Annotated in this window: 28 protein-coding genes; 17 read left to right on the top strand and 11 right to left on the bottom strand. The window is 47.7% G+C overall.

The annotated features are described in order from the left end of the window. Nucleotides 1-248 precede the first annotated feature (248 nt). The 3 genes from LPH68_RS21300 (at nucleotide 249) to LPH68_RS21290 (ending at nucleotide 4425) form a co-directional block, all read left to right on the top strand. Nucleotides 249-467, top strand: coding sequence for a hypothetical protein (locus LPH68_RS21300; protein WP_146352288.1), 219 nt, complete (start codon nucleotides 249-251; stop codon nucleotides 465-467). Between the two features lie 519 nt (nucleotides 468-986). Further along, nucleotides 987-2081, top strand: coding sequence for an AAA family ATPase (locus LPH68_RS21295; protein ID WP_196045781.1), 1095 nt, complete (start codon nucleotides 987-989; stop codon nucleotides 2079-2081). A gap of 10 nt (nucleotides 2082-2091) precedes the next feature. Further along, on the top strand, nucleotides 2092-4425 hold the full coding sequence (locus LPH68_RS21290) for a S8 family peptidase (protein WP_196045780.1): 2334 nt from the start codon (nucleotides 2092-2094) through the stop codon (nucleotides 4423-4425). 342 nt (nucleotides 4426-4767) lie between these two features. On the opposite strand, the gene LPH68_RS21285 is transcribed toward LPH68_RS21290, so the two are convergent. The 10 genes from LPH68_RS21285 to LPH68_RS21240 form a co-directional block, all read right to left on the bottom strand. Next, nucleotides 4768-5259, bottom strand: coding sequence for a phage N-6-adenine-methyltransferase (locus tag LPH68_RS21285; RefSeq protein WP_217733748.1), 492 nt, complete (start codon nucleotides 5257-5259; stop codon nucleotides 4768-4770). Nucleotides 5260-5265: 6 nt separating this feature from the next. Next, complete coding sequence (locus LPH68_RS21280; protein WP_196036761.1) at nucleotides 5266-5718, bottom strand: hypothetical protein; 453 nt, start codon at nucleotides 5716-5718, stop codon at nucleotides 5266-5268. Between the two features lie 3 nt (nucleotides 5719-5721). After that, nucleotides 5722-7074, bottom strand: coding sequence for a DUF2586 family protein (locus LPH68_RS21275; RefSeq protein WP_217733749.1), 1353 nt, complete (start codon nucleotides 7072-7074; stop codon nucleotides 5722-5724). After that, entirely contained in the window at nucleotides 7074-7409 is a 336-nt protein-coding gene (locus LPH68_RS21270) for a hypothetical protein (RefSeq protein ID WP_217315094.1), read from the bottom strand. Before LPH68_RS21270 ends, LPH68_RS21275 begins: the two co-directional genes overlap by 1 nt. 77 nt (nucleotides 7410-7486) lie before the next feature. Beyond that, the gene (locus LPH68_RS21265; protein ID WP_048697900.1) at nucleotides 7487-8536 is read right to left on the bottom strand and encodes a hypothetical protein; all 1050 of its coding nucleotides are present in this window, start codon (nucleotides 8534-8536) and stop codon (nucleotides 7487-7489) included. A 115-nt stretch (nucleotides 8537-8651) separates the two neighbouring features. Beyond that, a complete protein-coding gene (locus LPH68_RS21260; protein WP_217733750.1) occupies nucleotides 8652-9890 on the bottom strand; it encodes an ATP-dependent Clp protease proteolytic subunit in 1239 nt (412 codons plus the stop codon). 247 nt (nucleotides 9891-10137) lie between these two features. After that, on the bottom strand, nucleotides 10138-10878 hold the full coding sequence (locus LPH68_RS21255; protein WP_048697894.1) for a hypothetical protein: 741 nt from the start codon (nucleotides 10876-10878) through the stop codon (nucleotides 10138-10140). Continuing rightward, nucleotides 10875-11459, bottom strand: a complete 585-nt coding sequence (locus LPH68_RS21250) for a hypothetical protein (protein WP_217315089.1) — start codon at nucleotides 11457-11459, stop codon at nucleotides 10875-10877. The genes LPH68_RS21255 and LPH68_RS21250 overlap by 4 nt, the downstream gene beginning before the upstream one ends. Next, nucleotides 11437-12072, bottom strand: coding sequence for a phage minor head protein (locus tag LPH68_RS21245; RefSeq protein ID WP_048697939.1), 636 nt, complete (start codon nucleotides 12070-12072; stop codon nucleotides 11437-11439). The genes LPH68_RS21250 and LPH68_RS21245 overlap by 23 nt, the downstream gene beginning before the upstream one ends. A gap of 224 nt (nucleotides 12073-12296) precedes the next feature. Further along, nucleotides 12297-13619: a DUF935 family protein gene (locus LPH68_RS21240; protein ID WP_048697888.1), complete on the bottom strand. Its 1323-nt coding sequence runs from the start codon at nucleotides 13617-13619 to the stop codon at nucleotides 12297-12299. Nucleotides 13620-13906: 287 nt separating this feature from the next. Here LPH68_RS21240 and LPH68_RS21235 point away from each other — a divergent pair, with 287 nt between their 5' ends. The 5 genes from LPH68_RS21235 to LPH68_RS21215 all read left to right on the top strand — a co-directional run bounded on the left by LPH68_RS21235 (nucleotide 13907) and on the right by LPH68_RS21215 (nucleotide 16985). Continuing rightward, the gene (locus LPH68_RS21235; protein WP_181980442.1) at nucleotides 13907-14350 is read left to right on the top strand and encodes a hypothetical protein; all 444 of its coding nucleotides are present in this window, start codon (nucleotides 13907-13909) and stop codon (nucleotides 14348-14350) included. 19 nt (nucleotides 14351-14369) lie between these two features. Next, the gene (locus LPH68_RS21230; RefSeq protein WP_048697938.1) at nucleotides 14370-14708 is read left to right on the top strand and encodes a hypothetical protein; all 339 of its coding nucleotides are present in this window, start codon (nucleotides 14370-14372) and stop codon (nucleotides 14706-14708) included. Then, complete coding sequence (locus LPH68_RS21225) at nucleotides 14695-15831, top strand: phage antirepressor KilAC domain-containing protein (RefSeq protein WP_230297122.1); 1137 nt, start codon at nucleotides 14695-14697, stop codon at nucleotides 15829-15831. The genes LPH68_RS21230 and LPH68_RS21225 overlap by 14 nt, the downstream gene beginning before the upstream one ends. A 467-nt stretch (nucleotides 15832-16298) precedes the next feature. Beyond that, nucleotides 16299-16520, top strand: coding sequence for a hypothetical protein (locus LPH68_RS21220; RefSeq protein WP_048697934.1), 222 nt, complete (start codon nucleotides 16299-16301; stop codon nucleotides 16518-16520). A gap of 36 nt (nucleotides 16521-16556) precedes the next feature. Then, the gene (locus LPH68_RS21215) at nucleotides 16557-16985 is read left to right on the top strand and encodes a hypothetical protein (RefSeq protein ID WP_230297121.1); all 429 of its coding nucleotides are present in this window, start codon (nucleotides 16557-16559) and stop codon (nucleotides 16983-16985) included. Nucleotides 16986-17413: 428 nt separating this feature from the next. Here LPH68_RS21215 and LPH68_RS21210 read toward each other — a convergent pair whose 3' ends face one another. After that, on the bottom strand, nucleotides 17414-18193 hold the full coding sequence (locus LPH68_RS21210) for a hypothetical protein (RefSeq protein WP_048697869.1): 780 nt from the start codon (nucleotides 18191-18193) through the stop codon (nucleotides 17414-17416). A gap of 1867 nt (nucleotides 18194-20060) precedes the next feature. Here LPH68_RS21210 and LPH68_RS21205 point away from each other — a divergent pair. The 9 genes from LPH68_RS21205 to LPH68_RS21165 all read left to right on the top strand — a co-directional run bounded on the left by LPH68_RS21205 (nucleotide 20061) and on the right by LPH68_RS21165 (nucleotide 25679). Continuing rightward, the gene (locus LPH68_RS21205; RefSeq protein WP_155268420.1) at nucleotides 20061-20798 is read left to right on the top strand and encodes a molecular chaperone DnaJ; all 738 of its coding nucleotides are present in this window, start codon (nucleotides 20061-20063) and stop codon (nucleotides 20796-20798) included. A 522-nt stretch (nucleotides 20799-21320) separates the two neighbouring features. Continuing rightward, on the top strand, nucleotides 21321-21713 hold the full coding sequence (locus LPH68_RS21200; RefSeq protein WP_032577786.1) for a hypothetical protein: 393 nt from the start codon (nucleotides 21321-21323) through the stop codon (nucleotides 21711-21713). A 23-nt stretch (nucleotides 21714-21736) separates the two neighbouring features. Further along, nucleotides 21737-22018, top strand: coding sequence for a hypothetical protein (locus LPH68_RS21195; RefSeq protein ID WP_032534365.1), 282 nt, complete (start codon nucleotides 21737-21739; stop codon nucleotides 22016-22018). A 101-nt stretch (nucleotides 22019-22119) separates the two neighbouring features. Beyond that, the gene (locus LPH68_RS21190; RefSeq protein ID WP_032577813.1) at nucleotides 22120-22368 is read left to right on the top strand and encodes a hypothetical protein; all 249 of its coding nucleotides are present in this window, start codon (nucleotides 22120-22122) and stop codon (nucleotides 22366-22368) included. Beyond that, entirely contained in the window at nucleotides 22365-22892 is a 528-nt protein-coding gene (locus LPH68_RS21185) for a hypothetical protein (RefSeq protein ID WP_032577788.1), read from the top strand. The genes LPH68_RS21190 and LPH68_RS21185 overlap by 4 nt, the downstream gene beginning before the upstream one ends. 40 nt (nucleotides 22893-22932) lie before the next feature. Further along, nucleotides 22933-24030, top strand: a complete 1098-nt coding sequence (locus tag LPH68_RS21180; protein WP_032577790.1) for a hypothetical protein — start codon at nucleotides 22933-22935, stop codon at nucleotides 24028-24030. A 12-nt stretch (nucleotides 24031-24042) separates the two neighbouring features. Beyond that, complete coding sequence (locus tag LPH68_RS21175; RefSeq protein ID WP_032577791.1) at nucleotides 24043-24933, top strand: hypothetical protein; 891 nt, start codon at nucleotides 24043-24045, stop codon at nucleotides 24931-24933. Further along, a complete protein-coding gene (locus tag LPH68_RS21170; RefSeq protein WP_032577793.1) occupies nucleotides 24930-25388 on the top strand; it encodes a hypothetical protein in 459 nt (152 codons plus the stop codon). The genes LPH68_RS21175 and LPH68_RS21170 overlap by 4 nt, the downstream gene beginning before the upstream one ends. 15 nt (nucleotides 25389-25403) lie before the next feature. Beyond that, a complete protein-coding gene (locus LPH68_RS21165; RefSeq protein WP_032577794.1) occupies nucleotides 25404-25679 on the top strand; it encodes a DUF3846 domain-containing protein in 276 nt (91 codons plus the stop codon). The last annotated feature ends 111 nt before the right edge of the window (nucleotides 25680-25790 follow it).

Below are 25790 nucleotides of genomic sequence, written 5' to 3'. Positions count from 1 at the left end.
GGCAAAGAACGGTGAAAAGATTATATGGGCATACATTTTATCCGGTATGGACCAAACATAGGGTTTTATTATCCATAATATTGTGATGCAACTACCGGCTGATCGTAACACTGCATGTCCTGTCAAGAGTCCGTTTGAACCAGATCCCCAGAAAATAAAAACAGATAATGTGTTATATTTATTTGTAAAACAAGAAATAATCACTGCATTTGCACATTTTCAAACATGAATGGTTATGTGCAAATCAAATGATTATATACATAAAACAAGCCAATAGCCAATATATCAACGATACACAGGGTGCTGCCGTTTTTGGCGCCCCCCATCGAAAAGGAACGGACGAAGGGAAACAGCGGCGTGAGCATTACAGGTTCAAGGAGTTGGCTGCTTCGGAATTCCCATATCAGGTGAAACTTTTTTCCAGAAATCTCGGACTTGTCAAGCTTGTCCTCCATTCTGACGGATGATGATGATTACAATTGCCCACAGCAGACAGGAATATGGGTGCATATGCAAATATTGAAACCATTATCTATCTGAAATACAAGACTTTTCCGGGAATGATCGGACGGAAAAACAAGGGATAACAGGTGGACAGCAGGCATATTGCCAAACATAGGAAAGATGTCTTCAGACCGGTCGCAATGCTTGCCCCGACAGGCACTTATATGGTGCCCGATACTCTCAAAAAAGATGTTGACGATTTCTGTGAGGTTGTCAAAGAGGAATTGCCTAATGCTGATTTTTTCAAGTCGGCAGGAGTTAGAGGGGGCACAGAAGAACAATCATTGAAGCAACTCGAGAGTACTTTTATGTTATTACCCGTAATGGCAGTTTACTTAAATATTACGATAATTCTGGTTATTATTACGATTTGTGTTTTATATATTACGATTTGTGTTAATTATGGGTTAAATCTTTGATTTTACACTAATAATAGAAAAAGTCATACTATATTTGTATCGAAATAAACGATAAGCAGTAAGATGTCAACAGATATATTAAGAATCATTGAAGGCGGATTGGCGAATGACAAACGAAAAATCATCAATTACGCAATACGTTTGGCTGAGAGGCTGAAAGCCGACGGAGATGTTCAGCTATCTAAGTGTATAGTTGAACAGATAGAATCGTCCACGCATAAGAATGTTGCTACAGCTGATGCTATGCGCATGGTTCCACTGGACATGGACAGTAAATTACAAATAGTGGAAATTGTTCCGGAGAACTCGAACAGAGCTGATATCGTATTATCAAATATGGTACAGAAGCAGGTGGAGGAATTCATTAAACTGATAAAGAATGATACAGAATTGGAACTGGCGGGCTTGAATATCAGGAAATCATTGCTGCTTTATGGCGCACCGGGATGTGGAAAGACTTCCATTGCCCATTACATCAGTGAGAAAACAGGACTCCCATTGGTGGTATCCCGCCTTGATGCTATTGTGTCTTCATTATTGGGTAGTACGGCGAAGAATTTAAGCAGGATATTCTCTTATGTCAACAGTATGCCGTGCATTCTTTTGCTTGATGAATTCGACGCTCTGGCTAAAGCTCGTGATGACAACCATGAATTGGGAGAACTTAAACGTGTGATAAACAGTCTTCTTCAGAATATTGATTCAATGTCACCATCCACTGTGCTGATAGCAGCTACCAATCATCCAGACCTGCTTGACAAGGCCGTATGGAGGCGTTTCTACACAAGGCTTGAGGTGGGCCTGCCTGATGAAGACAGTAGAAAGCAGATTGTCAGAAATACATTGAAGGGCTTCAAATGTGTGATTCTTGAAGACGAAAACCGAATGAAGATTATATCTGAACTCATGGCCGATCTGTCCCCTTCGGACATTTGTACGATTTTAACCAAACTGAAAGTCAAGAGCATTATTGATGGCAGCAAGGAAATCAACTATGAACAGATTCTGGCATCTATTTACGAATTTGGAGGTAAAGATGAACCTATGGATAATTTTATAGTGTACCTCAATACCTATGGAGTTACACAGAATACAATCTCAAAAATGTTGAATATCAGCATACGTCAGGTGCGTAATGCATTGTCGGACAAAAAATAAGATAAAGAAGATGTCAAAAACATTACCTATTCAGCAAGTACATTTCCGTGGGGAACGGGACCAGTTTCTAACGGAAGGCGGCGGAGGATCCAGGCTACCTAAATGGGTCAACGAGGAAAATATAAGAGCCAATATTCTTCGGGTCAATGCACACATAGCCGAACTGGAACATGCCTTTGAAAAACGGGATGAAACATCTTTGCCAATCCTGACTATAGTTGATATCAACAAGGAAGCTACAGCGAAATCGCATAGGTTCGCCATACATTCCATGGTGGATGTGAACAAAAAGCGTAATGTCTTGGGTACGACTGACATTGGTAAACTGCTTGTTAAAATAGATACAAGAGCCGATTTAAAGGCGATTGCTGAGAAATTTAATCCGGAAAACAAGAATCTCAGCAAGAATCTGCAAAAAGGATTGGCCGCCGTTGCGGACATCACTAAATATGTTCCTATAACCGACACTTCCATTGAATCTGCTGAAGTCTTGAAAGTTCAGTTAGTCGATTATTTAAATTCGGAGATGAATCTACGCTCCAAGAGGTTATTGCTTAATTTCTGCAATAAGAATAATGTCGAAGTCGAAGAATTAAACTATGCGAGTGAACTGCGATTATTCAAGTTGAAAAATATCTCCAGGGAGAATGCCGGTGAACTTGTTGGAATGGATGGCGTGCTGTCTGTCAGAAAAATGCCGACTATCGAATTTCAGGCGGCTCCGGAACCGGAAGATAGTGAAATAGAGATAATGCTCCCTAAGGATGGACAGGATTATCCCATAGTAGGTTTGCTTGATTCCGGTGTGACAGACATAGGATATATGCGTCCGTGGCTGTTGAAAGAAGAAAATGTAGCTGATCTACTGCCTGATGAAATAGATAGAAGGCATGGGACGGCTGTAGCCAGTATCATCAATTATGGTGATTTCTTGGAAAAAAGAGACTTGACACAATGCGGACCTTGCAAGATACTTAGCTGTATCATCAATGGTCAGACCCGGATTTATGAGAATGAACTGGTGATGAACATACAGCAAGCGGTGGAACGCCATTCTGACGTTAAAGTATGGAACTTGTCACAAGGAATAAATGCCCAGATAGAAGACAATCGTTTTTCTGATCTGGCTGTAGCGCTGGACAGCCTTCAAAAGCAATACAATATATTGATATGCAAGTCTGCTGGAAATATTGACAATCCAGCCGATACCAGTCAATCATTCCGGCTGAACAAAGGGGCGGATTCTGTCATGAGCCTTGTGATCGGTTCGATAGCTCATGCAAAAACGACGGAACGGGACGCAGAGGAAAATGACAGGAGTCCATTTTCTCGTATTGGCCCAGGGGTGGAGAATCATACCAAGCCTGATCTTGTCCATTATGGTGGAAACTGGGATACTCACATTTCTGCTTTTTCTATTTATGGCAGGCAGTTCTGTATGTGTAGTGGAACCAGCTTTTCCACACCACGAATCGCATCGTTGGCTGCAAATATTCAATATCGGTTAGGCGTTCCTTTTAATCCGTTACTGATTCGTGCCATTTTAATACATAATGCTTTCTATCCTTCAAATATAGCTAAATCAACGGATAATTTCAAATACGAGATGGGGTTTGGTCTCCCTGCCACCCTGGACAACATATTATTGAACGATTCTGACGAAAGTACGATGATATTCTGTCATACAATGGATAAGGGTATAGATGTCCAGTCGCTGGACTTTCCTTTTCCGAAGAGTATGGTTGACGATGAAGGATACTACTATGGGGATATTACTGTTACACTGGCTGTTGATCCTGTATTGATAGCAAGTCAGGGAAGCGAATATTGTCAAAGTCAGGTGGATGTTTATTTAGAGACGTTTACGGAAGTTGACCATGCAGATCTTTCACAATCATCAATGATGAGGAATGAAGAGAGGATGTCCAAGGATTCTGCCAATGTATTGAATGACTTGTATTATAAGAAAGCTGCCTTTAAGGCGGAAAAAGCGAATGAAAGGATTCTTATTGAGAAAGGAAACAAGTATCAACCGATTAAGAAGTATCATGTGTCATTGGGCGACATGACACCTGCCAATAAGAGGAATATATTGCAACAAGAGAAAAAGTGGGCACTGAAACTTGTAGGACTTTATAGGCAAGCAGCTGAGGTATCCAGAGAATTGGACGGAACAGACATATCGCAAAAGGTTGTTTTGATAGTGACTATAAAAGATCCTAAGAAAAGAGGTGTTATCTATAATGAATGTAAGAAATTGCTGGCAATCAGAGGTTATGCCCATAATGATATCGAGATTAGGAATACAATACAGATCGAGAACAGTGCTTCTGAAAATCTATAAATGAAGATTCTTTATCTTTGCAGGTAATAAGAGCCATCTGCTTATTTAGCGGTGGCTCTCTAAGTATGAAGCCGATGCATTGCCTATTCAATCGGGTGATTTTACAGCAAACAGACCGATAGAATATTGGATTCGTGGATATTTCTACCGTACTATAAACAAGGTTATCGGCCACACCCGATATGTTTGCAACCAGATGAGATATATCTCTATCAATGAGGGGGACATAGCTTTCAGTATATATTAAAAAAGAACAATCCTGCCATAGACACAACCGATTTATTTGCCGGAATTATACTTCCCACAAACAGGTCGGTTCCCGAGTCGAGAACCGGTAACCGGTTACAAAAGCTTGGGGTATACCAGCTTTCCTTCGATACCGCAGGTTTCCAGAACGGCAGTATTTTCTTTGTTGAAGGAAATCAGGCAGGATGGCGCCCCGGCAGTGCCTCCCTGCTCTCCGGTGACATGATAGAACCTGAGCCGCCCCCTGATGAAAAGTATTGTGTCCGCATAAGGGAATATCAGTTCATGAAACAGCCGGGTGTCCGTGCGGGCAAAAGTGAGCGCAATAGCATTCCGGTGCTCCACACATTTACGGATAAAGCGGACAATCAGTGGCGTGTCATAGGGCGGATTACAGAACACCCGTCCAAACCATGGCTGCCGTAACCCGTCATCCCCGACGGTGTAGTGATGCCTCGCCGTATCCCATGGACAGTTTACCGGTGAGTACGGGTCCAAATCGAATTCTCCCAACCTGTCAAGCAAATAAGGAGGTGTAAGCCATTCATTTTTTCCGGTGGAAGATTTTCCTTCAAAAGTCACATTCATGACAAGTCAGATTGTATCGTTACCTATCTGGATATCAAACGGATTCAAGTCAAACTCATGCGTAATGTTGGTATCATCCTGCTGCGATTCAAGACAGTCCTCCGTAAAGATACACCCTTTGAGTGTCACCGTTGTGGTCGTCCAATCATCACTGGCCATGGGGTTGGCAAAGCTGATGATCAGGTCGAACTCACCGATTTCGAGCAACGAGCCATAGACTGAACGCAACAATTGTTGCGTGGCATAGTCCATTGTGATACTTGCCGTATAGGTAATGTTTCCAAATCCACGACTGACAGGTTTTCCACCCATGCCATAGTTACTTTCCACCTTACGTTTTTTCGACCATTTGATAGCGGATACACCTTCAAGGGTCGTGGATCCCTCGTCAATTCCCAGGGCGGTCGATGACAGGGTTATCATAGACCACGAATATGCCACATTGTTAATTATTGCCATTTTCTATGATTTGTTTGCGGTTAATGAAAGTCCTTCCTCTACATAAATCCCTACAGCCACTCCGACAGGCACAAGGACATAGGAGATGCGGAGCGTATCGTCCACCAGTACATTCTGGTTCGGATCGATAGTGACAGCATATCCTGAAATTTCCTGCGCTGCCTGCATTTTGGCCAATATATCCCCGATAAGCGTCTTGAATGCCGTAATCTTCGACGGGGCAAGGAACCCGGTTGAAGGATTGACCATCAGCGGGGAATTCACATACGGCAACAGTGCGGCACGCACGGCACGACGGCTCTTGTTGATAGTACGGTTCCTTGCGATGGTGCGGAAATCGCCCGTTGAACAGGTCCGGTCCTTTGAAATATAAATACCGTTCTCACGGCCGGCATACTTGATGGGAAAAATATAGCCCTTGTCATCAAGTTCGTCAAGCAATGACGGGGACAACGACTCATACCGGTTCAGGCTGATAAAATGCTCCTCCGCCTCGTCAAGACTGATATCACCGAACCCCAGCTCTATCTCCTGAAAATCATCCGTGAAGAGGTTGAACTGTTTGACCCATGCTATGGATTCATGGACGTTCGCCTTGGCAATGGCGCCCATGACCGCGCCCAAGAATCCTACCGGTGTGTGGTTCTTGTTGCGTATCTGCATCGTGAAGATCCTTTCGTGATGCGCCTGGCCGAATATACAGCTGATACGGCTTGATTCACAGATACATGAAGGAATTTTATTCAAGTCAATCTGACGCCCCGCAGTCGTATCCGCCCCAGTATTGGAAGGATTGGCGGAGAGTATGATTGACAGGGGTTGGTTCTGTCCGGCAAGCCCTACAGCCACATCATTAAGTCCCTTTACCAGGTTGAGATTGTACACTCCGGAAGTCCCGTTGGCTTTCCACAGCGGCTGTTCCGTCCAAATTCCTATCTGGTTGATCATGCCTCCGGCGGCACGTTGCATGATTTCGAGTGCGTCCCAGTTTGCAGAACAGTCGGCAAACATCACATAGAGTTTTCCCGAACCGTTCAGATTGCCTGACATCCGGAAAAACTCACGGATATGGTAGGCAGGAATGCCATGCAGAAAATTGACGTTCATCTCCTCCTCACCGGTAGCCGCTACACGCTCGACAATACCGAAATCCTTAACGGCGGACTTGAATGTGGTGATGTAGCATACATCCCCCGGTTTGAGCTTCGTTTCATTGGTTTTGCCATACCCTTCCGTAAAGAGTGTGGACTGAAGGGAAATATCAAACAATAATCCCGTCACCTTCTCGTTGGAAGAACCGGTGTCGTAAGGGATATTGCCGTCCACATCCTTGATAAAGACATTGCCGAGTGCCATTATGGTTTTGTTTTAAGTTCGTTATAAAAAGGGTTTTTGTAAAGTACAGCCCCGCCTCTGACGGTTGCCGCCGTGTCCGGAGTGTAGGTCCCACCATGCCTGTCGATATACAGGGACGGATATGCAGGGAATTTTTCCAGAATAGTCAGTATATACGGGTCTGCCACCTCGTCCTCCGTATTCCCTGTCTTTTCAGCCGGGACGGGCCGTTTGTCTTCAACCGTAGCGGGTATTTTCTCGGACATTTCCGGTATTGCTTCCGCCGGAAGTTCCGGTGCGGCAACCTTGTTGCCTTCTTTTTGAGGTTCCTCCTCCGTATTTATTTTTTTTGCCATGCCAGTGGAATAAAAAAGGGGAACGGGGCTCTGACCTCCGCTCCCCGGGTGGATATTGAAAAATGAAGAAAGGTGTGTTATTCGCTCTTTTTGTAGGCGGTATGCACCACGATCTCTGCGGGACGGACAATGTTCACGTCCATTTTCATGCGCATCTGAAAAAAGAACAGTTCGGAGTTGGCCTGCAACCGGTCAATTTTCAGAATATCCGTATCGTTGGCATAATCCACCCCCATCCAAAGATTGGAGTCCATCCCGGTGGAAAACTCTCCGAGCACCATCGTATGTTCGGGAATTCCCACGATCGGGATAATCCTCTTGCCTTTAAAGCGATAGCGGTTGACCTCGGTGTTTTCGGAGTATTTGACCTGTTTGTCCGAGATGTATTGGTCATACGCGTCCCAGGCATCCCATCCGACCACAAAGGCCAAGGATGTCTTCTTGCGGATTTGTTTGGGACATTTTTTCCACATCGCATAAAGAGCCGCTTCCACTGCCGCACCGTCTGTCAGCTCGGTCGTTCCCGAAACGATACACTGTCCGCCGGCAACTACCTGTGTGTCCTTAGAACTTACATTGTCGAGGATGCGTTTAACAACACCGTCAAAATACTTCTCCTTGTTGGCGCCAATTTTTGTACAGCCTTCCGGTGCGGTAATTTTTGCTGCTGTATCTCCGCCACGTGCGGAGGTCCATATGGCATTACCGATGTACTCGTTCTTTTTGTCCATGAGCAGGCGAAGCATCGTGGCCTGGATTTTCGGGTCAAGTTCCCGGAATACAAGATTGCCCTCCGGCTGTGCGAAACGCCAGTACTTTTCATAGTCCCGGGGGTTGAACTCAAGGTAAACCATAAAATCAGAGGGCTCAAGATACCGTTCGGTGAACTGGTACTCGTTCGAGCCGTCATCCCCTTTGGAACCGTGAATGGGCTGTGGGGTTGGCACATTGTCCTGAATGATATTGCCCAGCTTGATGGCAGGGAGTGTATAACGGTGCTGGATGCCAGTCTTGATATGGATCAGTCCTTCACGAACCGTATCATTACCCTGCACGGTATAGGTCAGCAGGTCCTCAAGAACCTCACCACTATATCCATTTTGAAGAAAATTTACTGTATCGGCCATTGTCGTTTTAAGTTTTTCCGTTGGAATGTGAAACTTGGCCGACTGGCGGATACTTGTGTTTCCGCGCGAGGCCCTGCGGCCTCCGGCATGTCAATTAAGATCGGATGTCTGCCTGTCAGAGTTTACGGAACTTGAAATCCGCGCCGACCACCTCGGCCACCTTCTCGGCCATCATCTGCTCGGCCGTCCTGCTCGCCTCCGCCGTGGCCTGGATGTTGGCCGGATCATTGGCGATTTCTTTGGAGATGATCTCACGCGCGGGGATGGAACCCAGTGTTTTTTCCGCCAACTCGAAGTTGGCCTCCGCCATCTCCACCCATTGCGCTTTTGCCTCACGGTCAATCTTGCCTTCGCCAATGGCGTTCTCCACCAGCGTTTCGATGCGGGATGTCCTCTCGTCCTTCTCCTTTTGTTCGTAAGTGGAGAGACGCGCCGTGGCAGCGGACAGATCCTTCTGCAAGTTCCGGATTGCAGCATCCTTGCCGGCAATGACCGTTTGTGCGTCACTCAGGGCTTTCTGTACCTCATTGTATTTAGGTTCCATGGCTGCCAGTTCGGAGATACGGGCCATCACGTCCTTGACTTCTCTGTCCTTCATGCCCAGCGAGGCGGCAATCGCCCCATATTCAAAACCTTGTGTCTTGTTTTCGTTTGTCATATCGTTTTCTGTTTCTGTAAGAGTAGGAAAAATATCCTCAAAAGGTTTATTCCCCTTACTGACACGGTCCATCAACTCCTGAATGGCCGCCATGTCCGCCAGTCCGGCGATCTCGTCATGTACTTTGCGACAGAGCTGCCTCGATGTACGAATAACGTTCTCTGATGGAATGATGCCCGCTTTTACGGCAGCCTGCGCATCAAAATAAGTCCCGTCCTTGCCGGCCTGCCCGTCCATAATGGCGCGCACATGCTCCTTATTCAAACCGAATCTTTTTCGATAAATCGTTTCTATCTGCCAGGTGAAAGCCAACAGCATGTCCGAAGGCTCCTCCCCGTCATTGTCCGGCAGTATAGGATTATGGATCATTAAAATGGCGTAGTCCCTCATAAGGGAACGTTTGCCCGCAGCCCAGATAACGGAAGCCATTGACGCCGCCACACCCTCGATGACACATTCGGTGTCCACTTTGGCATTGGCGATGGTGGAATAAGTGGACATGCCGTAAAGGACACTGCCACCTTCCGAATTGATTAACACGCGGATACAGGAGGGACGGATAATATTTTCAAGAAAGTCGAACTCGTCATTGAACTGGGAGGTGGTTTCTTCCGTTATGCGGCCGAAGAAACGGATAACGGAAGGTTCACCCGTTTTTGCTTCACCCACCACATATTGCAATTCTTCTGTACTCATGTTTTTCTTTTTATGGAAGAGTAGGCGTCAAGCAAGATTATGGGTTGAAAACAGTACCGGACAGGCTGTTCCATCTGCACTCCACGTAACTTTAAGATCATTTTATAAGACATTGGGATATGGCAGCGGGACTTACCTTCCGGAATAATGACATTTAATCGAAAAATGACCATGCATTACTTGAACAGACTAAGTGCCGGGCTACCCCTTCGGATATCCATATCGTGAATGTGCAAAGCCCCAACCATCAAATGCCGGAAATGTCATCCTTGTTTCCGTCATGTACGTCTGTTTCCACCGCCCGACTGAATCCGGTCACCTTATCATAGCCCGGTTCAGGGTGATAGCCGTGCCCGCCGCCGTCATGCTGCGGCGCATCGCCATGCTGCGTGAAAGGCGGCATGACCAGATAGCGTCTTATCCAATCCCTGTATTTCCATGCGGAAGACTCCCGGAACCATACCTCATAGTCCACCCAATACGCCTGGAGCATATTGGTGGTTGTCGGCATGTCAAAATAGGTCAGGTTACACCGTTCATTAAGGGCGGATTCCCTGTTCTTGGCATCCTGAATGGCCACGTTCAGCCTCTGGAATACGATGAATGACTCGCACTCCCTATCCTCGTCCCCGTTGTTGAGCGTATTAAGAATGAAGCGTACACGCATGGTGGCGCGTCCTTCGCCGATTCTCTGCTGTTGCACCAGGTACCTCACGTTGACGAAATGGATAAAGACGGCCGGAAAAAGGGTCTCATATTCCGTGTTTTCCCCACGTACGATACGGGCGAACTGTCCGTTGTCAATGGCTATAGTCTTGAAAAAGGGAGGTGAGAGCGGATCGTCCGGATCCTCCCTTATGGTCTGTATGGCCCGCTTCACCGCCTGATACATGTTCACAAACGGATTTTCAGACACTTCTTCCGGCAGGCTTTCCTGCACGGGAGCCGGTTGATGCGGTTGCCTTACGGAATGCTTGTCCTTTATCATACGCCCGGAAATCCTTTAAAAATCATATCCATAAAGTTATCAGCGATGTAATCCTCTATCTTCGGGGAGAAACCGATGAACTGGCGGTGTACGGGACGCCGTGCAGAATGCTGGTTCACAGTGTACAGGCCAAATTTCGGGTCGGTATTGTGTACGGCGGCATAATGCCCGTAGCGGTTCTTGCTACGTCCCCGTTTGCCTTTGACCGGAATGCTCTTCTCGGTAGTCCATATTGAGTAGCGGGCCCCTTTACGGAATATCCAACTACCGTCGCTGCGCCGCCCCCTGATATCGGTCCTGTCCGCTTCTCCCTTGATACCTGCGGCAAGAGCTCCCGTGTCATTCATGACCGGATGTGTAAACTTCCGCCCCCAACGGGAGGTACGTGGCGTCCATGTGCCGCCGCAGAAACCTCCCGAGGGAAAGGAGGCAAGAAATTGCCGCCGGCTGTACTGTCCGGCCTCGGTGGCAAAATCAAACGTGTTACCCGCCAGACGGCTGGGCAGGAACGGATCCCAGCCTCCCTTTTCCCTTTCCCTCACCCAATGGGCGCAAAATTCATCGAGTGTTATCTTTTGCATGAAATTTTTCTTTTATCCGTTTTACAATTTTAGTCATGTGCTCCGGCAGCGGCATGTCGAAATAGCGGTGTGCCCTGGAAAAAATGCGTCCGCCCGTGGCCAGGCTCTCCCAGAAGACAGGATCAATCCTCTTCCTGCAATTTTCCGGAACGGGCAGTGCAGCCCGTACTGCGGCGAACCCGTCCGCTACCAGATAGCAACGGCATCCCCACTCAATGGGCGGTATCAACTCCGGCGGGAATTCCGACTTACGGTACGAGAGTCCCTCGAGGGACAGATGCCACGCCCGTACCCGTTCGTCTCCCTGCGTCACATAGGTCAGCACCGTGTCCGTATCCACTGTGAGCCACCATGCCGCCATCGAAGCGGCGAAAAGCACCTGGCTGTTCTCTCTCTCCGCATAAATAAAGTTATACCGGTGACATATCTCTCCGTATGCCTCCATATCCCGCTCATCCACTGTTTCAGGCATATCCTTGAACATCGCATACTCTTCGGCCGCCGCAAAATCAACCAGGTTGTCTATGGCAGCGATGAGAATATCACGCTGCAGCCGCTCTCTCTCCGTCGTAAAGTCATTATGGTTTCTCAGAATCTCCAATGCATGGTCCAGGTCAATACGTAAACCTGTCAACGCTCTGTCTATCAAGAAAGAAGCACGCAAAGTGATGATATCCTCCATAATATCAAGACGTTCGGCACTGTTTTCGTAGTGGAGAATGAACCTGCGGAATGCCTCAAATATGACACGGTACTCCTTTTCCGTACCGGATTCCTGAGAAGCGGACGCCCTGACAGCTCCATATGGAACACCGTTTGGGAACGGAAGCCGGGCCATCACTCCGTTCCCCGCAAAAAATTTTCAACCTTACTCCCCCGAGGATGCCCGTAACGCCGGAAATACTCTTCGTCTGACATGATACCACGGTCGTTATGGCCGGGAATGTACCGGCCGCCATCCGCTTCAAGCCCCATAGCCGGGATGGCATTAAGCTGCCTGCCCACATTGATTCCGAACTCCTTCTCGATTTCGTCAGCCGCGACCTCGTATTTTTCAGTAATGAGCGAATAGAGCCTGATACGGTCCTCGTTATTCATCTCTATCCGGTTTGAATACCTGAATTCCAGTCCTGCAGGAATATATCCGATGGCTACCAGCCGGGGGATTATCTCCTCATTCATGACATTCTCGATATATCTGCGGTAAACCTCGATACGGTCACGGAAAATGTCCTGATGCGCCTTGGTCGAACCCACATACGACTGCATTCCTCCGGCCATGGACTCGGAGCCGAGCACAAGGTTGGCAACCTCCTTGTTGACAAAGTCAATCAGTCCGGTATATATCTTTTCCGAATTGGACATGGTGAAGGTCTTGATGTCCACCTCATCCTCGATGCCGGTGACCACGACCTTGTTCTGTGCCGCATTGGCTATTTCACCGGCCAGCCGTTTGCGGTCGGCATTGCTCTCACTGACCGTCTTTCCATGAATGATCGGTTGTCCGTAGGTGTGGGAGAAGTTAACATAATTGGCCACCGTGAACTTTTTGGCGAGTATCAATGGCGTTGTGGCAGAAAAAAGCCCAAGGTCCCCCGACGTCACCAGCACATAACAACGGTGGTAGGCCGGATTGCGCAAATCCCAATGCGGCTCCCATAGCCCCTGCCTTTTCAATACGACTCTCTGGTCCGGCAGTACATTGCGCCGTTCGATGATGTTGACTTCCGCCAGCCTGCCTGTTCCGGAATCAACATACGGCATGATTTCGAGTAAAGTATACCCGTAAAGCTTGGCTTCCACGATACCCTTGATTATCTTGTCAAATTGCGAGCCCTGTATCTTTTGCGAGTTCACCACGTCTTTGGTATATTTCCCTTTCCCGTTCACATGCGCAAGCATATAACGGTCACCAAGTATCTGACTCTCCAAAGTCTCGACCACCGACCGTATATGCGCATCCTGTTGCAGGCAGGCCTCGTATAAGTCAATGAGCCTGGCACGGTCATCAAGGATGTATCCTGAACTTATATCCTGGCGGCATGAACGGTAGCGGTTGTTGCGTTCGATTTCGCGGACATACTCCTGAATGGTTTTCTTGGAGGTCCTGAATATGCTCTCCAAAAGCTCCCCGTTGAATGAATTGTCCGATGTCACCATATTTTTTTGCTTTTTTACCTAAAGAGTAGAGCGCAGGCAGGAGAGAAGTTTTGTACAAAAAAAAGTATATGAAAAACAAGCTTCTTAATGCTTGATTTGCAAAACGAAATAACACAACCAAATATATAGATATTTCGATTTAAATTTTATGTAAACTGCTTATTATCAACGACAATTAATTGAATGAAAACAAAAAAACAGTCTTGTTTTTTTGTGATATTTCACCATAAAAAGATATATATTTGCACAATGTTGAATACAAAATTGAAAACAAAGGAAAAAAGAACATGAAAGAAGAAAAGATTTCCTGCCGGACAGTCCGGTACAGGGAATTCCCCGATTTGCTTTTTGGAACGTCACAGGAGGACGGACCGGTCTATTTCGACGCAACACATTTTATCCGGGTCCGAGGAGACGCATGCCGGCACAACGTCCGTGACTTCCGCGCCTCTTTCCATCATTGGATAACAGCGCTGACGGATGTTTACGGAATAGACAAGGAGAATATGATTATCCGTGACGAGGCGTCGGGACATCTGTTAATTGATGAATGTCTGGCTCTATTATTTGTCGTTTACATCGATCCTGCATTCGGTGCCTACCTTCTGGAGCGCATGTCCGAATTGCTGTCCGGTGGATTTACCGTTTCAGACACTTGGCTGGTACAGACTGCCTGCCTTAGATTTACAAAGGAGGAATTAACGCAAATATTAGGACAACATGAGACGTAGTACATTTAAACGGCCGAAAATGGTGCTCATTTTCAACGGGGCACAGGTTCTTGTCGCCATTACGCGCTCGTTGCATAGTGCGGCGGAACTGACAAAAGGCAACTTGCAGGCCATTTCATTTTGTTGCACGGGCAAGTACGTATGCAGCGGAGGGCTCTATTTCAGACATCTGCATCCGGATGTCGAGATCGAACTGTCCGACCTTGGCACGCTGATGCTGAAGGATTATGATGCCCTTTGCGGTGAAAAACGTACATACTATCCGGTACGCAAAATGGCCCACAAGCGGGCCTTGCTTGAAAATAAACATAAATCTGACAACAGGAAGAAAGGAGGAAATGACAATGAGAGAGAATAGGAACATTCCGTTTCGGGACTGGAACATACGGGTTTCCCGAGACCACAGCGGCCATCTGCACATCTGTGCCATGGACGTATGTAACATACTTAAACGTAGCGAGCTGCTTGAAGACGGGGCTATCGCCCGCATCTGCCCGACGGCATTGAGGATCAGTTTCCGGAAGAACGGACGGGAGCAGTGGAGTTTCCGGCCCGTTGATATGCGCAGGCTTTTGCGTATGGTGTGCAAGGAGACTATTATACCCCGCGACATGCTCGACGAATTGGAGGCATGGGGCAACCAACTTCTGGAACAGGAGTCTGATGATCGGCACGCCGCAGCCCGGAATGACATAATCCTTCATTTCAAGGAAGGGTTTCCTGTCACATTCCGGCGCATCGGCGACAAACTGATGATCAACGCCACACAGATCACGATGCATTTCGGGAAGATACCATCCGAGTGGCTCCGCATTGCCTCTACAGATATGCTCCGCAGGGAGTTGGCGGGTAACGGACGTACCGGAAAGTATGAGTCGCAAATCTTCACCACGCGTGGACGTGGGCATGGAGCGACCTGGCTGGAATCCCCCCTTGTCATACCGTTGGCCCGGTGGGTCGCACCGGAAGACCTGTCCCTGGCGGAATGGTGTGGTGAAGCTATTGAAAAACTGTCCATGAGACGCCCGACGCCCGCCATTCGTGAACATCCGAAGCCGGCGCCACCCAATATGCCTTGTCTGGATTGTCCTATGCCACAAGACATGGAGGGGGCAAAGGAACTGATCCGGGAACTACGGAAAGTGGTGCGCGACTCCATGCCCAAAATTGTCTTCTACGAGGAGTTCATCGAGAACAGGGAGTGGTTCAAGAGTACACGTATCGCCGACGAGCTCGGTATCTCCCCGCGACAGCTGCATCAGTTTCTTGCCGAGGAAGGAATCTGCAAGTACGAAAAACGGCAGTGGGTGGTCTTCCCCTCCTGCCGGGCATGGCAATGTGATGTCCCCTACACATGGGAGAACAGCCGGGGAAAGGTATATACCTTCGGTTCGACAAAACGTTGGACGCAGGCTGGCCGTGAATGCATCATAGAGTTATGGCGGAAAAAGAATCCGGAATACCATTTACCGGGTGCATAACGATGGAGACAGCATTACAGCGGATAATCCGCAAGACAGGAAGGACTCCGGTGGAATGCCGCTGTCCGCTATGCCGGCAGCAATGCCGCACCCCGTGTCTTGGTACGCCGGAAGATGTACATTTTTCCGGGACGGCTTATACGGGCTGCACTCCGTCGGATTCAAACCTACGGTAGGAAAACCGTCATACACACCATCACAAAGGAGAACCTGAAATCCAGCCAATCACTCTCCTGGAACGAGGCCGGGGAGTGGGGCTGGACGAACGGAATGCCGGTACGATACGGGAGACCTGCCAGCTGATGGAGAAATAGTCAGGAGACGGCTCCGTGAATGATGCAAAGATATAACCCGTTAATTCCTCCGCGCCGATTTCATGGAGCCGTCTTTTATCAATTCATATCAATTGAAAACAATTTGCACCAGTCATGGCTATCCTTACCATGAAACCAAATAAAAGCAATGATATGGAATTAAAAAGCAGAATGACCGTCGAAGAGATGGCGGCACACCTGAGGGAACATACCGGCAAGTTCGCCAACCGGGTTTCCGTGGGACGTTATGCCAGGAAACTGGGTTACTCCGTGTATAAACCGATGCGAAACGGCAAAATATGCCACTTCTATGTCAATCCCGCAATAAGGGATGATGAAACGGGAAATTCACAAACGGACGTGTCCGGGAAATAGCGCGCCATGAAAGGGAATAATGAAAAAAAAACGGCCGTGATACCGTTTCTGAAATGCTTCAGCGGACTGCTGGGAGCGTTTTCACCGGAAGAGGTCATATTCATGGTGTACATGGCGGAACGCACGCGTCTGCGGGAGAAGGGATATGATACTTTGCGTAGCAAACGATATCATATGGAGAGTATGGAGATCGGTTCGCGCCTTTTTGATAAATGCGTGAAGAAGGCAACATGCATGGGGTTGCTTAAACGGGTTCCGCTTGGCGGAATGTATGACTATCTCTGGGATATGTGCGCTTATGACAGACTCGTGAAAATACTGGCGGAACTGAAAACATCCTTTTGTACCAAGGCATTCTGCCGGCAGGTGTTTGATGTGGAAAAAAGAACTGTGATGTCCGTCTCTGACAAGGAGGTTTACCGCTGGAAGGAGAACGGACAAAAGCACGGAACATGTCCGCCCTGAAAAGAGGCACATGGAAGAATAACAGACGGTATCATTGCATTGCCGTCTGTTTTTTTATGTCCGTATCCATATGCGACAAACAACAGATGTCAATTTGAAACAAAATATGGCGCCAGGGAGAGAAGCCCCGGACGCCCCGTTTTTTTACCTTGAAGATGATACAAATGTACCGGATGACTGAGACGAGGGGTGTTACAAATGTAGCAACAATACTATAAGCAGTATTATACAAGAAGAAGATGGTAGATGTACTTTTTTCTTTGGAGCAAAGAAAAAAGATACCAAAAAAGAAACAAATGGATGTCAGACGGCATCGCCGTCTGTTTTTGTTTTTATAAGGGAAAGAACCAAAAAAAGAAAGGGCTGCTCCCCCTTCAGATTCCTAAAGGAGAGAACGATAAAATAATATTCTACCCCTGCTGTCGTGCTTATCGCCTGACATCCTTGCCCCGGTTCAGCTTGACGATGGAACGCACACAGTCACACACCAGTTCGGCATCCTTACGCTCCCTGAAATAGTTGCCGCATTCCAGGCGCTTTCTGTCTGACGGCCGGCTGCTGTCCCTGCATTCACAAATTTCCAGGACATCATTCAGGTAATAGTATTTCCCGCCACGGTTAATACGTATTTCCAGCGGTTCAAGGCGTTTCAGCCGTCCGTTCCACACAATCCCTTCCCGGTGCAGCGCATCGGCAAACCGGCTGCGGGCACTGGTTCCTATCGGGGTAATCTGCCAATTCTCCGCAACGCCGATTTCCTCATGCAGCGAATGACGCAGGGTACCGTCCTCCTCCATCAGGCAATACAGCACAAGATTTCCTTTCCTGTCGATCTCCTTGAACGCCCCCAATATGACATGCCCGTCCAAAAGACTCACTTTCACCTGCTGCCCGTCTTTGGGTATGTACATGGATTCCGACAATGCGCCTTTGCGCCTGTCCCATACCAGATGCCGTTTGTTCAACAGACGCTGTACCGCAATCTTCTGTTCCATATCCGCTTCCCGGCAATCTTTCAGGGGCATTACGACATCGTCCGTAAGAAGCTGTCTGTCCGCTGTCACCCTGACCGGGACTGAAATACACTCGCCGGAAACATCCCCCACAAGCCCCGTCTCCAATGTTGCCTCATTGAACACGACCACCCCCTTGCTTATGCAGAGTTTGCCCGGAATATTCCTGATATCCTTTCTACGATATGGTTTCATTATTCATCCTTTTCTTCGCTTCCTTCCTGTAACATTCAAAAGCCATATTTTATACATAAGAGAAAAATTATGGCAAATATACACAAATCCATCAAAAAAGACAGGCGTTTAAATACCAATTATCAAGATTCTTATACAAAAACACAAAAAACATACAAAAAAGTCAAAACTCATACACATGCATTACTGTATATATTCTATATGGTTAATAAATAGGCTGTTACATTGTAATCCTTACCGATGGGAATCCCTTTTTAACATGCTGTTTTACAGGATTCAACAAGCCGTTTCTTATCGGTACAATTAAGAATATACACCAAGAGCCGGAGTACTTTGGCACTATATATTTATGCCTCCATTTCCGATATTCCCCAAAACCGGCCTTACCCGCAAGAAACGAAAGTCTTCTGAAAGTCTGTATATCCATGAAAACCGGAAGTATTTGTATCTGTGGCTTGGCATGTCTTATAAATACCTGAATAACAGTTATGGTTGTATTTAAATCCGCTGCAAGTCCATGTCCCGTTACTATATATTTTTTGACGTCTACTTACAATTTTATGACATGGCCCCATATTGGGTCGTTTTAGAAAACGGGATTTGGAAAAATGCCCCGAGGATAGAAATCGAATCCGCACCTTGGAGTACACCCACCCGTTTCTTTTTAAAATTGTTACTATATTGATTTACAATAAGTTATTTGTTTTACTTTTATATAAAGTAAGCCTAAAAACGTCTTTTTTATTATCTTTACTTACAAATTGAAAGCGAAAAAAACTTTTCAGTCCTATTTTATCCGTTTTAAGTAGATAATAGTCTGATAATCAATAAACCAAACAAATTTTGATTTTATACATACATTGAAACGGGGCTTTTTTGATTTTTGCAAAGGAAAAAATTTTTTTCAAAGAAAATCACTTTTTATATTTGTTTGATATTCAATTACTTATAAACCTTCCCCGCGTGCGTGCGTTCCATATTCGCAAAAGGGTTGTTTTTGAAACAATCAAAAAAAATTTCTCAAAAAGTTTTGCAGTTCTGAAAAACGGTTTTATAATAGTCATGTACTCGAAAGCCAAACAAACGGCAAACAAGTACGGAGAAAAAAGAATAAAAAAATAGATAGTAAAAAAAAAGATTTAAGAAACAGACAGACCAAACCGCCAAGAGCGAGAAACAAAAAGCCTTTTTTGTGGGAAACCTATTTTTGAGGCTTGGAAAATCAAAAATTCGCTTGTTCGCTTTGGAGCGATTAAATAGGGTGTTAAATAACCACACCGAGCAAGACTACAAACCAATGTAGCAAGTTGGAACGGCTAAAAACGTGTTTTTAGACCGCATACACAAAGCACGCAAATTTGGAAGTGCAAGTTGTATGAAAAAGGACGTGTAAGAATAATGCCATAATTGCGCCCAGTGCGCTCGGAATAAAATGCACGGTAACGGTAAAAACTATCCGTATAGGGGACGCCGGTAAATGTATATGCCAATGCTATGCGCAATATCCGGCTCGGCAGAACGCCTAAATGCCTCACCTTAAAGTTATCTGCCGGATTGGAAAAGATCCGGGACGTGCCAAAGAAACGTCTTGTCGAAATTGGAGTAAGCGAGCGTTTGCCATGATGCGAAGTTACAGGAATTTGTCATTTAACATTGCAAATATAGTATTTTTTTGCGAGCAAACTATAGGGCACGTTAAGAAAGTTGCGGAAATGAATTAAAACCCGCGCATGTAGGGTGAAATACATGGGCGGGGTATGGGCACGTGGCAATGGCTGCCACATTTCGCAGCAATGTGAGATTTCCGGTTCGATTCCGGAAGTGCTCGCAATACGCACTTTTGCGTAGTAACTAATACTTTATCATTATGGCAACAAGCAGATTAAATTCAGAACAGTTTGTAAATTTGGTGAACGGGTTGAAAGGTGTGATCCTTGTGTACAAAAGTACAGACCGTGACGGCAATGAAAAAGAAACTGCCCAACAGTTCTTCGGTGCGGATTATGAACCGAAAGACAAGACGCAGGATGAAATTTTCCGTGTGTGGAAAAATGTGGTGATGACTTTCTGGGCTGTCAAAGCCGAAGAAATCAAATTGCGTGAGGCGAACGACGGCATCCGCTCGAAACTCCGTGCCGCAACTCCGTGTGCCGTCATCTTCCGCACCGAAAAGGGTGAAACGGTGAAACGCTTTGAGTTGGAAGAGTCCGTATGGGCAAAAATCGGTCTTGTACCGACCAAAAAGGACTTTGAACGCACGGCACGTGACTACAAGAAAGCTATCCACGCCGCCGCAAAAGCGTCCTTTGATGCGCTTGGTTTCCGTGTGGCGCTGCCAAGAGAAGCGGAACAACCGGTACCACAACCTGCCGAAGTCCCGGCAGCAGTGACCGTAGAAACGACTGCCGGAACCGTGGCGGAACAGGCGGGCGCCAAAAGCAAGGGCAAAGGCAGAAACGCAGGCAGAAACAAAGCAACCGAACAACCGGCTGCCGGACAGTCCCAAGAACAGCCTGCTGAAGTAACCGCTGAAACAACCGCCGGATCTGTTTCCGAACAGGCGGCAGGACAACAACCTGCCACTGATATGAAAACTGCCGCCTGATTCATTGGAATTTCCAGTGAATTGCAGGTAACATGCCCGCATTGTATGGCAGTGTGCCGACTTTGCGGGCTTTTTCCGTCCAACTGTCTACATATCACTGTATGCCAATGGTATATCCTGCAACAAAGTGGTTTGTGAGAGTAAAGATGTTGCTATTTGCCGTATTACCGCCATTGTTATGCAGCGTGGCACATCCGGGCAAACACTTACGGGCAAAATGCCGCCATCAGCATAACTCCCGTTTTACAGGGAGATGCCAGATTAAATTCACGGGTGCTTCAGGTCTTGGCTGAAAACGGGTTCGATTCCCGTACACCCACACTTCCTATTTAACTTCCACAATTTACTTCTTTGCGTCGTGAGATGCCGTTCCCACCCCCGACATAACACGGTTGACGTAGTGCAGCAGGGCTGCCTTCAAATCACCCTTCACTGGGTGAGCTACGTCCCGCTGTTATCCCCAGTTTGGAACGTGAGGTAAAAGGAAACACTGAAAACAGATAACTTATAATATATTTCAACATGGTAGAGATATTCTCCACAGACCGTACCATGAGTCTGGGCTGCTTTGTAAATTTCAAGGCTGCCAAAGGTACACTCAGCGGGCTTGCCGATGCCGGGATACTCAGCGAAAAACCGGCTGTCATGGTGTGCAGCTACAAGAATGACGAACCTCAACAGGAATATGTCGCAACTTATTCCGGCGGGAAATGGCATACGCCACGGATACCCAAAGTTCCCCATGCCGTCGAAAACAGGACAAAAAGACGCCACAGGAAACGTTTGCGCAAAGAATACCTGACTCCGGAACACTGCTTCCGTGAAGGGTTTCCTGACTGGATGAACAGGTCATACCCGGTATATGCCGACAATCTCAGAAGTTGCAACCGGAAATGCCGGATACATGCGGTATAATGCAATAATCAAAACAAGACATAATGAGAACATTAGCAGATGTAAAAAGAAAAATGGAACTCGGTTCCAACTGGCACTGCGTCAGGCTGTCCGGAGGCAACGAGGATATGGGCGTACGTGAGGTCGGCAAAGTACAGGGCAATGCCGTGGCTTTCCTCAGCGGCGGGAAACTCTCGTGGCTCTGGTGGCCAAAAGCAAAGGACGTGCAGGTACAAGGCAACTCGTTTACCATATTCCGAAATGGAAAACCGGCACTTCGGTACACCCTTGTGGAACAGGCGCCACAGACAGTCAGTACAAAATAATATGAATTAATAACAACCATGGGGGCGGAATGCCCCTATGCTTTTACAAACAGGAGAAAAAAAAGAATGGCAAAAATAACGGAAAAACAAACAGGAGAACCATGGGAACAAACAACTTATCGACCCACCGGCGTGGTGTGATCCTGCGCGGTATCTGCGGCGGAGCCGCATTGAAAGACAAGTCACCGCAGATTTCAGAAGACAATACTGTCATAACCTGTGGTACGGAACTCAGTATCTGGGATATCTGTGTCATATCGAGCGATGCCGAAGCCTTTGGGCTGCAGGTCAAGTTCGGTTATGACGGACATACGAGAATCACTTTCACCCCTAAAGAACAACCGGAATGAAATCATATTATTACATGGATTGCCTGTACCGTGAAATCTTCCTTGAAGAGGAGGATATTCAGGCCGTGCCGGAATCAGGCAGGGCAGACGAAGCCTGTTCTGCCATTGCCGGGAAGCCGTATGTCGTGGAGCAGTTCATGGCGGACTCTTTTCGGACCCTCAAAGACGCGGTCAGCCGCCTGTGCGATTCCCCCGATGTTAAAAGCCGCCACGACGCTCTGATGTATATCGTGTGGAGGGTGGCACTGGACATTAAGGAGTGGCGGACTCTGAGCCATAGCGAAGCCGCCGTCAAGGTAACCTGTGAGGACGGTTTCGTGTGGCTGCTTGTATCAGCGGAAAATGCCCGGAAGCTATGGGAGGCAGACGTATTCTCCCTGTACAGGCTTTATGCCGATGATTCGGAATCCCTGATCGAAAGCGAGGCGGATTTGGAATCGACCATCAAGGGCGGATACCAGATAGGTATTGAAGTGGGGTTCGCCTCTGTAATGGACCATGCCGCCCGGATGAAGCAACAATAAAAATCGGAAACAATCAAATAACGAAATCAAGAAGAAAGGTATGGAAACAACATTATTGACAAAGGAAAATGCCCACCGTGTGACCATGGTGCGGCGTGTGGATGCCCCGGAAAGCGAGCCGGTGGCGTTTCTTTTCAGGGGAAAGAGACACGGGTATTGCAGCTATTCCCACCTTGTCGGGAAGCCGGGCGGGGAAGAAATCCTCACCCCGGCGAATTTCAAGGACTGGGAGGTTGTGGAAGTGGCGCATCCGGGTTATCTGGAAGAATACTTCCGCCGGGCGTGCGACTCCTATAATCTCACCTCGTTCTCACCCGAAGAGCGGGGCGAAACGGACATCGCCTCGCACGAAAAGGAACTGCACGAGGATTTGCAGTCTATGCCCGAACAGCAGCGGGAACGTTACATGGAAAACTACAAACGCTATTTCTCGGCAATGATTGCCGCCAACAGCCGCTGTGCCAGCGCGATGATCACGGGACCTGCGAGATTTAACACCGCCCGTAACGAAAAGGCCTGCAACAGCCACAACAAGAGTGTTACGGCATTCAGAGAGTGGCGCGAACGTGCCCTCGAAGCGATACGCAAGGCCCTCGAAGCCGCCAAGCCCGAAGAACGGCGTGCCGAAGAGGAATGGCAGAGGGTCAAAGCTGACATCGACGACACGGCCGCCACCATCCGTGGCATTGATACGGGCACATCACGCGGTTATAGCCGCTCCCTTTTCGTCAGCAATCTTGCCGGACGGCTCTCCACATATGCCAACCATGGCAATGTCGAAATGATCGACCGTGCCGTCGCCCGCCTCCGCGAGTGGAACGGCAAGGGCGGGAAACCCGTCGTCACGGAGCGTCATTCCATCTTCAAATACCCCGAGATTGCCCGCAAGGTGCGGGAGAAACAGCAGGAACAGGCCGGCCGTGAGAACCGTGAAATACCGTTTGACGGCGGCAGACTGGTATGGAATTACGGGGAGAACCGACTGCAGATACTTTTCGACGGGAAACCGGACGAACAGACCCGGACACTGTTGAAAAAGACCGCATTCAAATGGGCGCCGAGCCACCAGGCATGGCAGCGGCAACTGACACTGGCGGCAGAATCCGCCGCACGGCACGTATTGCGTATCGACTTCTAACATACCGGCATCATGAAATACATCATAGATTCACGTTATTTCGACGGAACATGCCTCACGTCGATGTCGGATGACATGCACAGCGACTACGGCGGCGAGACGCTGGAAGCACTGCGCGAAAGGGAGAAGAATCCGTACCTGGTCGCTGTATCACCGGTACGCATGACACTGCTTGTGAAGCGTTATACCCGGGCACTTTGCAAGCCTTTCCATGAAATTACGGAGGAACGTTATTACGAACTGCTGGAATGCCTGCCTCCGGCCCGCATGCAGAGCGACTGGTTCTTTGTCGGGGAACCGTATTACCGAAACCTGTACGCGCTCTGTTTCGAGTCGGACGGCAGGTATTTCCGAGCGGAACGTCCCATACGTCTTTCCAATGCGGAAATCTACCGCCAGATTCGGGAACACATGGAGAAAGTAAACCTGCATCCCGCTATCGTCAAGAAGGCTTCCTTTGTCAAATATGTCAATTGGTACAAAAAGACGGTCACCTACATACCGTACTATTTCGAGTATGGAGGTAAAATATATTTCCTGAAGAACCTCGCCACTCGGACGGGATCCGAATTTGGCGACCGCCGGGAACGGAACGAGATGGCGGCATTGCTGAGGAACCTGCGCGGAAACCGCTACGAATACTGCACTTTCTACTCCCAAAAGAAGGACATCTTCGAGTTTTTTGACTGGCTACGGAAGAACAAATACACGCTGGAAATCCAGGGCGACTTGTTCGACTTTGCGGATGACCGCTCCCACGTGGACTTTCACGGCAATGTATGCGAGTATTCGGCCGTGTTCCATTACCGCATCTATTCACGCGAGCTTTTTGGCCATATCATTAACCAACTGCGCACCGTGAAACGGTATCACGCGTGGCATAAAAGGAGGGAAATACGATGAAAATCTCAAATGAACCTACCCCATACCTCCTGCTCAAGGCAGGAACTGACAGTGCATGGGATTGCTGCGACTTTGCAATCGTGTACCTGTCAAAAGAGTGGAGACAGACACAGTCCGGCAGGCTGGAAGCCGTCAAGCCATTCAAGGATGACATCAGTTTCCAGTCTTTGAACTTTTATGACATATCGGTTGGTTTTTACCAGCCGGACGAGGACGGGATACTGGGCAGCGAGGACTTGCCGGAAGACAATAACTGGTGCTTCGTGGAACTGACCGAAACGGAACTGGAAAGGTTGGTTCCGCCGGACAATGTGCTGGTCAGCCATATCTTGGCGGTATTTGCAAACGGGGAAGCCAGATACCGGGCGTACGGCAAACATACCGAGGAGCGATTCTGGACTGAAAAATTTCCTTTGCAACAGATTTTGGATATACTGGCGAGTCATGAATCTTAAAATTTCAAAGCAACTATGACAGAAATCATCAAAACGGACGGAACACGCCAACCCGTGCAGCCAGCCAATGGCTCAGACTTCACGCTGGAGGAGATGCAGGCGATTGTCGGCGGCTACATCGAACTGGTGGAACTGGACGGGAACACGACAATGGTCGTCAACGAGGAAGGCAAACTTATCCCTCTGTCCCTCAATCTTGAAGCGAGCAGGATATTCCGTGCTCATCACCCGACATCGAAAGACTTCATCGTCGGGGACGTACTTGTGTGCAATAACAATCAAATCAGATAAAAATTATGGATAAAGAAAAAGCAAAAGCGCTCAGCGAAATCCTCGCGCGCTACAAAGAATTACAAGAGAATGACAGTGTAAACCTGATCGAATTTCATACCGCTGACGGGC

The sequence above is a fragment of the Bacteroides sp. 1_1_30 genome (assembly GCF_020982715.1).
Classification (GTDB): Bacteria; Bacteroidota; Bacteroidia; order Bacteroidales; family Bacteroidaceae; genus Bacteroides; species Bacteroides xylanisolvens.
This window is presented reverse-complemented; position numbering and strand designations above follow the sequence as displayed.

What these genes read in the sequence shown, in the direction of transcription:
- LPH68_RS21300 (WP_146352288.1), top strand. Translation starts at nt 249, where the DNA reads ATGATTATATACATAAAACAAGCCAATAGCCAATATATCAACGATACA.
- LPH68_RS21295 (WP_196045781.1), top strand. Translation starts at nt 987, where the DNA reads ATGTCAACAGATATATTAAGAATCATTGAAGGCGGATTGGCGAATGAC.
- LPH68_RS21290 (WP_196045780.1), top strand. Translation starts at nt 2,092, where the DNA reads ATGTCAAAAACATTACCTATTCAGCAAGTACATTTCCGTGGGGAACGG.
- LPH68_RS21285 (WP_217733748.1), bottom strand. Translation starts at nt 5,259, where the DNA reads ATGAATGTGACTTTTGAAGGAAAATCTTCCACCGGAAAAAATGAATGG.
- LPH68_RS21280 (WP_196036761.1), bottom strand. Translation starts at nt 5,718, where the DNA reads ATGGCAATAATTAACAATGTGGCATATTCGTGGTCTATGATAACCCTG.
- LPH68_RS21275 (WP_217733749.1), bottom strand. Translation starts at nt 7,074, where the DNA reads ATGGCACTCGGCAATGTCTTTATCAAGGATGTGGACGGCAATATCCCT.
- LPH68_RS21270 (WP_217315094.1), bottom strand. Translation starts at nt 7,409, where the DNA reads ATGGCAAAAAAAATAAATACGGAGGAGGAACCTCAAAAAGAAGGCAAC.
- LPH68_RS21265 (WP_048697900.1), bottom strand. Translation starts at nt 8,536, where the DNA reads ATGGCCGATACAGTAAATTTTCTTCAAAATGGATATAGTGGTGAGGTT.
- LPH68_RS21260 (WP_217733750.1), bottom strand. Translation starts at nt 9,890, where the DNA reads ATGAGTACAGAAGAATTGCAATATGTGGTGGGTGAAGCAAAAACGGGT.
- LPH68_RS21255 (WP_048697894.1), bottom strand. Translation starts at nt 10,878, where the DNA reads ATGATAAAGGACAAGCATTCCGTAAGGCAACCGCATCAACCGGCTCCC.
- LPH68_RS21250 (WP_217315089.1), bottom strand. Translation starts at nt 11,459, where the DNA reads ATGCAAAAGATAACACTCGATGAATTTTGCGCCCATTGGGTGAGGGAA.
- LPH68_RS21240 (WP_048697888.1), bottom strand. Translation starts at nt 13,619, where the DNA reads ATGGTGACATCGGACAATTCATTCAACGGGGAGCTTTTGGAGAGCATA.
- LPH68_RS21235 (WP_181980442.1), top strand. Translation starts at nt 13,907, where the DNA reads ATGAAAGAAGAAAAGATTTCCTGCCGGACAGTCCGGTACAGGGAATTC.
- LPH68_RS21230 (WP_048697938.1), top strand. Translation starts at nt 14,370, where the DNA reads ATGGTGCTCATTTTCAACGGGGCACAGGTTCTTGTCGCCATTACGCGC.
- LPH68_RS21225 (WP_230297122.1), top strand. Translation starts at nt 14,695, where the DNA reads ATGAGAGAGAATAGGAACATTCCGTTTCGGGACTGGAACATACGGGTT.
- LPH68_RS21220 (WP_048697934.1), top strand. Translation starts at nt 16,299, where the DNA reads ATGGAATTAAAAAGCAGAATGACCGTCGAAGAGATGGCGGCACACCTG.
- LPH68_RS21210 (WP_048697869.1), bottom strand. Translation starts at nt 18,193, where the DNA reads ATGAAACCATATCGTAGAAAGGATATCAGGAATATTCCGGGCAAACTC.
- LPH68_RS21205 (WP_155268420.1), top strand. Translation starts at nt 20,061, where the DNA reads ATGGCAACAAGCAGATTAAATTCAGAACAGTTTGTAAATTTGGTGAAC.
- LPH68_RS21200 (WP_032577786.1), top strand. Translation starts at nt 21,321, where the DNA reads ATGGTAGAGATATTCTCCACAGACCGTACCATGAGTCTGGGCTGCTTT.
- LPH68_RS21195 (WP_032534365.1), top strand. Translation starts at nt 21,737, where the DNA reads ATGAGAACATTAGCAGATGTAAAAAGAAAAATGGAACTCGGTTCCAAC.
- LPH68_RS21190 (WP_032577813.1), top strand. Translation starts at nt 22,120, where the DNA reads ATGGGAACAAACAACTTATCGACCCACCGGCGTGGTGTGATCCTGCGC.
- LPH68_RS21185 (WP_032577788.1), top strand. Translation starts at nt 22,365, where the DNA reads ATGAAATCATATTATTACATGGATTGCCTGTACCGTGAAATCTTCCTT.
- LPH68_RS21180 (WP_032577790.1), top strand. Translation starts at nt 22,933, where the DNA reads ATGGAAACAACATTATTGACAAAGGAAAATGCCCACCGTGTGACCATG.
- LPH68_RS21175 (WP_032577791.1), top strand. Translation starts at nt 24,043, where the DNA reads ATGAAATACATCATAGATTCACGTTATTTCGACGGAACATGCCTCACG.
- LPH68_RS21170 (WP_032577793.1), top strand. Translation starts at nt 24,930, where the DNA reads ATGAAAATCTCAAATGAACCTACCCCATACCTCCTGCTCAAGGCAGGA.
- LPH68_RS21165 (WP_032577794.1), top strand. Translation starts at nt 25,404, where the DNA reads ATGACAGAAATCATCAAAACGGACGGAACACGCCAACCCGTGCAGCCA.